7 protein-coding genes and 1 pseudogene are annotated in these 6,483 nt (G+C 68.7%); 2 read left to right on the forward strand and 6 right to left on the reverse strand.

Going from position 1 to position 6,483, the window contains the following annotated elements; all coding sequences use genetic code 11:
- Positions 1–4 precede the first annotated feature (4 nt).
- The 3 genes from ABZ624_RS10920 to ABZ624_RS10930 all read right to left on the reverse strand — a co-directional run bounded on the left by ABZ624_RS10920 (position 5) and on the right by ABZ624_RS10930 (position 2,189).
- On the reverse strand, positions 5–700 hold the full coding sequence (locus tag ABZ624_RS10920) for a hypothetical protein (protein ID WP_360085147.1): 696 nt from the start codon (positions 698–700) through the stop codon (positions 5–7).
- Positions 701–837: 137 nt separating this feature from the next.
- A complete protein-coding gene (locus tag ABZ624_RS10925; protein ID WP_360085150.1) occupies positions 838–1,584 on the reverse strand; it encodes a hypothetical protein in 747 nt (248 codons plus the stop codon).
- Between the two features lie 59 nt (positions 1,585–1,643).
- Positions 1,644–2,189: an RNA polymerase sigma factor gene (locus ABZ624_RS10930; protein WP_360085153.1), complete on the reverse strand. Its 546-nt coding sequence runs from the start codon at positions 2,187–2,189 to the stop codon at positions 1,644–1,646.
- A gap of 108 nt (positions 2,190–2,297) precedes the next feature.
- Between ABZ624_RS10930 and ABZ624_RS10935 the strand changes: the two genes are divergently transcribed.
- A complete protein-coding gene (locus ABZ624_RS10935; RefSeq protein WP_360085156.1) occupies positions 2,298–3,206 on the forward strand; it encodes a serine/threonine-protein kinase in 909 nt (302 codons plus the stop codon).
- Between the two features lie 173 nt (positions 3,207–3,379).
- Here ABZ624_RS10935 and ABZ624_RS10940 read toward each other — a convergent pair whose 3' ends face one another.
- Complete coding sequence (locus ABZ624_RS10940; protein ID WP_360085159.1) at positions 3,380–3,922, reverse strand: hypothetical protein; 543 nt, start codon at positions 3,920–3,922, stop codon at positions 3,380–3,382.
- A 21-nt stretch (positions 3,923–3,943) separates the two neighbouring features.
- On the opposite strand from ABZ624_RS10940, the pseudogene ABZ624_RS10945 reads away from it, so the two are divergent.
- Positions 3,944–4,174, forward strand: a pseudogene (locus ABZ624_RS10945) (IS630 family transposase); the annotation flags it as partial.
- 354 nt (positions 4,175–4,528) lie between these two features.
- Here the strand turns inward: ABZ624_RS10945 and ABZ624_RS10950 are convergent.
- Together ABZ624_RS10950 and ABZ624_RS10955 are read right to left on the reverse strand one after the other, a co-directional pair.
- On the reverse strand, positions 4,529–5,947 hold the full coding sequence (locus ABZ624_RS10950) for a DHA2 family efflux MFS transporter permease subunit (RefSeq protein WP_360085161.1): 1,419 nt from the start codon (positions 5,945–5,947) through the stop codon (positions 4,529–4,531).
- 14 nt (positions 5,948–5,961) lie between these two features.
- Positions 5,962–6,396, reverse strand: coding sequence for an alpha/beta fold hydrolase (locus ABZ624_RS10955; protein ID WP_360085164.1), 435 nt, complete (start codon positions 6,394–6,396; stop codon positions 5,962–5,964).
- Positions 6,397–6,483 lie beyond the last annotated feature (87 nt).

Here is a 6,483-nt window from a genome sequence, read left to right on the forward strand (position 1 = left end):
CAGATCAGTCGGCCAGCCGGTTGACGGCACCGGCGGTGATGCCCTCCATGTAGCCGGGGTCGTCGCTGGGCTGACCGGTGAGTTCGACGATGCCGAACCTGTGGCCGCTGCGGATCACCGCGACGCCGCCGGCAACCTTGCCGTCGCCGCTGAAGGCCGGGTACCAACTGCCCTCGCCGGCCTTGACGGTGATCGTGCGCCCCTTGCCGTAGTACCAGTGACCATGCGGCTCGTCCTGGCAGCCGCGCACCAGCTTGTCGAGCTGCTTCTCGTACGAGGCCGCCGATGTGTCGGTGGAACCGTCCGCGACGGATTCGGTCAGCGAGGTGCCTTTGGTCTCGAAGGTCCAGGTCACGTCGGCATAGGCGGCGGCCTTCCCCTTGGTCAGCTCTCGCATCGTCTCCTCGCCGGAGCATGCCGAGAGAGCTTGCTTCCCGGTCAGATCCACCGTCGCGCGGACCGGGGCCAGGCCCTGCTGGAAGAAGTCGTCACTCTGCACCAGGCCGGCGGAGCCGAGGCCGGGTTCGGCAGGAGCGGTGGCAAGGGCGGTTGCCGACCGGCTCGCAGAACTCGTGTCCGCGCCGGCGGCGGGGAGCGCGCCGATGCCGACCGCTATCAGGGCGGCACCGACGGAGGCGGCTATTCCTGCGGTACGACCGCGACGCGTGATCGTCCTGCGGGCTGCCTGGTTGTCGAACATCTCATCTCCTGTCTGGTCGCGACGCGGTGGGCGTCGTCGTACATCTGGGAGATGCCGGCGGTACGGGAGATGTTGGATGGTGATCTGCCACGATCGACGTGATCCATGTCACGTCCACTGGTGGGGCGGGGGTGGTCTCAGAGCCGTGTCACGGCCGTACGGACGATCCGCGTCATCGCAGCCGTGTCCAGGCAGGCATCAATCTCCAGGACCCCGTAGTGCGAGCCGTTGCGGAGTATGGCGACGCCTCCACACGGCTCCTTGCCTCGTGGTGCGGTCCCTGTGGTGTTCAGGTCGCCGTCGTACACACCCATCCAACTCGCGGTGATGTCCACAGCGACGTCGATCGTGTGCGTCGGCCCGTAGATCCAGTGGGTGGCGGGCTCGCTCTGGCACGGCACTTCCTCCAACAGCAGGCGTTCCGCGTAGTTATGAGCCAGTGCGCGGCTTCCGGCGTCGTCGGCGACTTCGCGCGCGACCTGATCGTCGATGTTCGCCGCCTCGGTAGGGTCGTCGTGGCCTGTGTCCTTGCTCGTCACCAACCCGCGGAAGTGCGCGCCGTACGATCCCAGCGTCTCGCCGAGGGTCTTCTCGCCGGCGCAGGTCGCGTTGGCGTAGTTGCCGTCTCCGACACGATCCCGCACGTAGATGCGCTTGGAGAGACCAACCTTCCTGAACTCGGCCGCTGTCAACAAGTGCCGGTCCGTCATGGGCCCGCTCGCGGGCCTCGGCGTCGGAGAGCCGTTGCCCGGCGAGGACGCCGCAGCGCCTGGCGTCATCGTCGGGGTGGCCGGAGCAGAGGGCGCGGGCAGGACGAACCGGCCGGTCAACAGGCCGAGTCCGATGGCTACCGCCAGGATGACGACGATCGTCCGAGGACGCACGGCGGCACCTCCCGGCCCGCGGTCGAGCTGATGCCGGGTGAGCGGCAAGCCGGGGCGTCTCAGAGGCCACCGCCAAGGCGGTCCCGCATGAAGCGACGGGCCTGATGGATGCGGTCCTTGACCGTGCCCAAAGGAGCGCCGGTGATCTGGGCGACCTGAAGATAGGTCAGGTCTCCGAGATCGCGGAGCACGAAGGACTCCACCAGGGCCGGGTGCCGCTCCTCCAGTGCGGCCAGCGACTCCATCAGGTCCAGGCGGGTCCCCGCGATGACGCTCGTCGTCCGTGGGTCGACACCGTCGGGAACGACGGCATGACTGTCCTCCGCGCGTCGGCGCATCGAGCGATACGTGGACCTGGCGGCGTTCGAGGCGATCACTGTCACCCAGCCGAGGAACGAGCCTCGCCCGGTGTACTCGTGCAGATGTGTGCTGATGGACAACAGGGCATCCTGCGCGGCCTCTTCGGCGTCGGCGTGGTGCGGAAGAAACCGGGAGCAGCGGCGCATCACGGTGGGCCGAAGCCTGACGAGGAGGCGGTCCAGGGACGCCCGGTCACCTGCCTGGGCAGACGCCACAAGGTGCGTCAGCTCATCCTCCTCGAACACCCTGCTGTCCCCCCGCTATCGTCCGACCTGGACCCCACTGGGTCGCACCGAAGTTCCCGACTACAGCCAGCCACATCCGCCACATCGCCCCGGGAAAAATGTTGCCACATGCAGAAGCTAGGTCGTTATCTCCTTGAGGACAGGCTGGGAGCCGGTTCGTTCGCCACCGTCTGGAAGGCATACGACCCTGAGCTCGACACTGATGTCGCGGTCAAGGTGCTGGCCGACAACTGGGCGTCGAACGCCGATGTACGACAGCGCTTCCTGGCGGAGGCGAGGCTGCTCCGCAGGATCTCCAGCCCACGTGTCGTGCGCGTGCACGACGTCGGCGTCCAGGACGACCGGCCGTACTTCGTCATGGACTACGTCCGAGGCGGCACGCTGGCCGAGAAGACAGGGCACTGCCGGCCTGCGGAGGCGCTCCGGCTCGCGGCCGAGGCCGGGTACGCAGTTCAGGTGCTCCATGACGCGGGCGTCATCCACCGCGACATCAAGCCGTCGAACCTCCTGCTCGACGCCGGCCGCACGCCTGCCGCCGTACTTGTCGCGGACCTCGGCAGCGCCAAGCAACTGGCCGATGCGTCGGGGCTGACAGTCACCACCGGCACTCCCGCGTACATGGCGCCCGAACAGGCCTTCCAGACGGGTGGGTTCGACGGTCGAGCCGATGTGTACGCCCTCGGTGTCGTCGCGTTCGAGTTGCTGACCGGACGCAAGCCGTTCGGGTCGGGCGGTCGCACAGTCCTTGTGACGCAGCAGACGTCGACGACGTCGTTGCCGACCCTTCCCAGAGAGCTGGGGGTTCCGGATGGCATCGAAACACTGCTTCGCGCTGCGCTGTCCGTTGAACCTGACGAACGACCGCAGACCGCGCAGGCGTTCGCGGATGCGCTGCTGTCACGGGAGGAAGAGGAGTGGGCGCCGGTCAGGTCTTCGGGGCCGACGCCCCTGATGGTCTGGCTTGCGGCGGTCGTCGTGTTCCTGATGACAGCGGTGCTGACCTGGTTGTTCCGCTGAACTGCGGGTACCGCGTCCCATACGGAAGGTGCCGCCTGTTCGCGAGCGCCGCAGCAGGTTCCGGCACGACGCTCGCCGCGGCTGATGGTCCGCCTCGGTGCCTCCGGCCCGCTGGGGAGGCATTCTGCAGGGGCTTTTCCGCTGGTGCCCCTGGCAGGCTTTGAACCCGGGAATCATCTGGCTAGCCGGCGCTGTAGCTCAGCGTGACGAAACTGGTAAACAGCTCCCACCTGGCGTAGAACCCCGCGTTCATGAGAATCGGCGAGGAAGCTCATCAGCCGCCACGGCAGTCGGCCACGCAGGGCCAACCAGCAGTGCACGAGAGCAAAAGAACCCCACGCGGCCTGAGCGAGTGCCAGTGCGAGGCCGGAGACGAGGCCCATCCAGACACCCGGAACGACTCCGGCTGTGAGCAACACGAATGAGCTCGTGTCCAGGTGCTTCTCAGTTGTGACCGCCAGCCCGGTCACCAATTCGACGATCGACCCGATTGCCAGGGTCGTTGTTACTGCGATGACCCCGAAAGTACGGAAGTCCCGCTTCAGCGTGGCGTACGGGGCACCTGCCACGGTCAGGTCCGTCGGTGCTCCAGCAAGCCCGGCGATGAGCGTGCTTAGCGCTCCGGCCATGAGACCGACGGTAATTCCCGCGGTGAGTCCGGCGACGATCGAGGCCGCCAGTCCGAGTGCCAGGCCGACCACGAAGCCGCCGGCCATACCGACCGGAGACCGGAGGTGCCCGAGGGAGCCACCCACTGGTCGAAGCGAACGCCGGCCCAGCGGGTGGGGATCTCACCGGCGAGCGTGCTGCGGATCTGGCGGGCCTTCGGGCTGCAGCCCTGGCGCACCCAGGACTGCAAGCTCTCCCCGGACCCCTTGCTGATCGACAAGATCCGTGACGTGGTCGGGTTGTATCTGGCGCCGCCGGCGAACGCGGCCGTATGCGCGGTGGACGAGAAACCGAGGATCGGGCTCCAGGCGAACCAGTCGAGAACTTCGCCACCCAGTTCCCAGGGGACGTTCAGCAACGCTTTTTCCGTCGCCTCCGGGTCTGAGGCGACCGCGTCCGGTGCCGGGACGATGATGGCTGCGCGAGGAGTCGACAGAGCTGGAGGTCCGTGGGCCGCGTTGACGTTTGGCAAGAGCACGCCCGCGCCTTCGTATGACGGCCGGTAGGGCCGGATCGTCGCTCGCAGCAAGCTGCGCGGGCCACATGTCGACACCAGCGACCCAGGCGATCAACGTTCCGGCACGAATCCGGCAGGCGGCAACTGTGTCGGACGCGCACTCCCAGCTCGCGAAGGGCCGTGAGACCGGTGACGGTCACCCGGTGGTGTCCGCCGTGGCGCGCGGCGGGTTGGGCTTGAGTTGGGCGGCGACACGTTCTGCGGTGGCGGCGGCCCAGCGGCCGGAGGTGACGGTGCCCAGTACCAGGATGGCCGCCCCGCACCCGGCGATGATCCACCAGGCCGTGGGCCGCGCGCCGGATGCGACTGCGGCGCCGATCACCGCGACGCCGAGCGAGGATCCGACCTGACGGCTGGTCGCGGCGACCGCGGCGGCGACCCCGGCCCGGGCGCGCGGCATGCCGGACACCGCGGTGTAGGTGATCGGTGCGTTGACGAAGCCGAAGCCGAGACCGAACAGTCCGTATGTGACGTACAGCAGGATGTCCGAGGGATGGGCGGAGCGGGTGACGGCGACGGCCAGTACACCGCTGGCGGCGATGCCGGCCCCCGCGAGCACAAGGGGAATCCGTGGACCGCGACTGCCCACGATCCGCCCCGACAGCGGCGGGCACACCAGGGACAGTATCGCCATCGGCAGCAGGTGCAGCCCGGTGCCCAGGGCGGTCAGTCCCACCACCCCTTGCAGGTAGAGGGTGTTGGCGAACAGGAAGCCGCCGAGCGCGCCGAAGGCGAGGACCGCTGTCGCGGTGGCCCCGCTGAACGGTGCGCTGCGGAAGAGCCGCGGGTCGATCAGCGGTTCCGCGCGCCGGTTCTCGTACGGGACCAAGACGGCCAGCGCGCCCGCTGCCACGATCAGGCAGGCCACGATCGGCGCGGTCCAGCCCTCGCCGGGCACCTCGATGATGGCGTACGTCAGTGCGCCGAGCAGGACGATCACCAGCAACTGGCCCACGGGGTCGGCGCGTCGGGCCGTATGCGCGCGGGACTCCGGGACGAACAGCGCGGCGAGCGTCAGCGCGGCCAGCCCGACCGGCACGTTCAGCCAGAACACCGACCGCCATCCGGCCCACTCCACCACTACCCCGCCGAGGACCGGCCCGGCCGCCATGCTCAGGCCGACCACCCCGCCCCAGACGCCGATGGCCCGCGCCCGCTCCCTTGGTGCGGTGAAGGTGTTGGCGAGGATGGCCATGGCGACGGGGGTGAGCATGCTGCCGCCCACCGCCTGCACCATACGGAAGACGACCAGCCATCCCGTCGTGGGCGCCAGACTGCACAGGGCCGACCCGCCGGTGAACAGCACGAGACCGAACTGGAAGACGCGCCGCCGCCCGACGCGGTCGGCGGTGGCGCCGGCCAGGGTCAGCAGCGAGGCCAGGACGATGGTGTACGCGTCGAGCGTCCACTGCAGGCCGGAGACGGACGCGTCCAGGGACCGCTGCATCGAGGGAAGTGCGACGTTGAGGACGGTGACGTCGAGACTGACCAGCAGCACGCTCAGGCAGCAGACGGCGAGGACGGGGGCACGCCGCCCCCGTACGGGATCGGACACGTGGGCTCCCGCGCTCAGTTGGTGGGCCGATGGGTTGCGTGTGCCTCCGCGAAGTCCCAGACCACAGGGACGAGTTGCCCAGGAGTCTCGATCTGGGGCATGTGACCGGTGCGGGGGAGGATCTCGAACCGGGCGCCGGGGATGGCGGCGGCGTACGCGCGTCCGTACGCGGTGTCGACGACCTGGTCGCTCTCGCCCCACGCGACGAGGACCGGGGGCGTGACCTTGGCCAGGCGCTCGCGCAGGGTGGGATCGGCCATGGTGTGCGGGCCCGAGTAGACCTGCAGTGCGGCCCTGTTGGCGGCCGCGACCGCGCGCTGTTCGTCGGAGAACGTGCTGGGATCGATACGGAACTTCTCGACGTCGTGGAAAGAGAGAGCGGACAGCTCGGCGGGTGTCAGGGAAAAGGCTCTGGCCCGTAATCGGTGGTAACGCTTCGTGTTGATCATTGGAGCAGGATCCGCTGGCGTAGGAGCGGGAAGCCGGCGCGGCCGTGCATCTGCCTCATGATCTTCTTCGTGCGGGTGTTGACGCCC

The sequence above is a fragment of the Streptomyces sp. NPDC007205 genome, assembly GCF_040634095.1.
In the GTDB taxonomy this organism is placed as follows: domain Bacteria; phylum Actinomycetota; class Actinomycetes; order Streptomycetales; family Streptomycetaceae; genus Streptomyces.

Bases quoted from the DNA above. Each gene is read 5' to 3' on its own strand.
- ABZ624_RS10920 (WP_360085147.1), bottom strand. From the start codon at position 700: ATGTTCGACAACCAGGCAGCCCGCAGGACGATCACGCGTCGCGGTCGT.
- ABZ624_RS10935 (WP_360085156.1), top strand. From the start codon at position 2,298: ATGCAGAAGCTAGGTCGTTATCTCCTTGAGGACAGGCTGGGAGCCGGT.
- ABZ624_RS10940 (WP_360085159.1), bottom strand. From the start codon at position 3,922: ATGGCCGGCGGCTTCGTGGTCGGCCTGGCACTCGGACTGGCGGCCTCG.
- ABZ624_RS10955 (WP_360085164.1), bottom strand. From the start codon at position 6,396: ATGATCAACACGAAGCGTTACCACCGATTACGGGCCAGAGCCTTTTCC.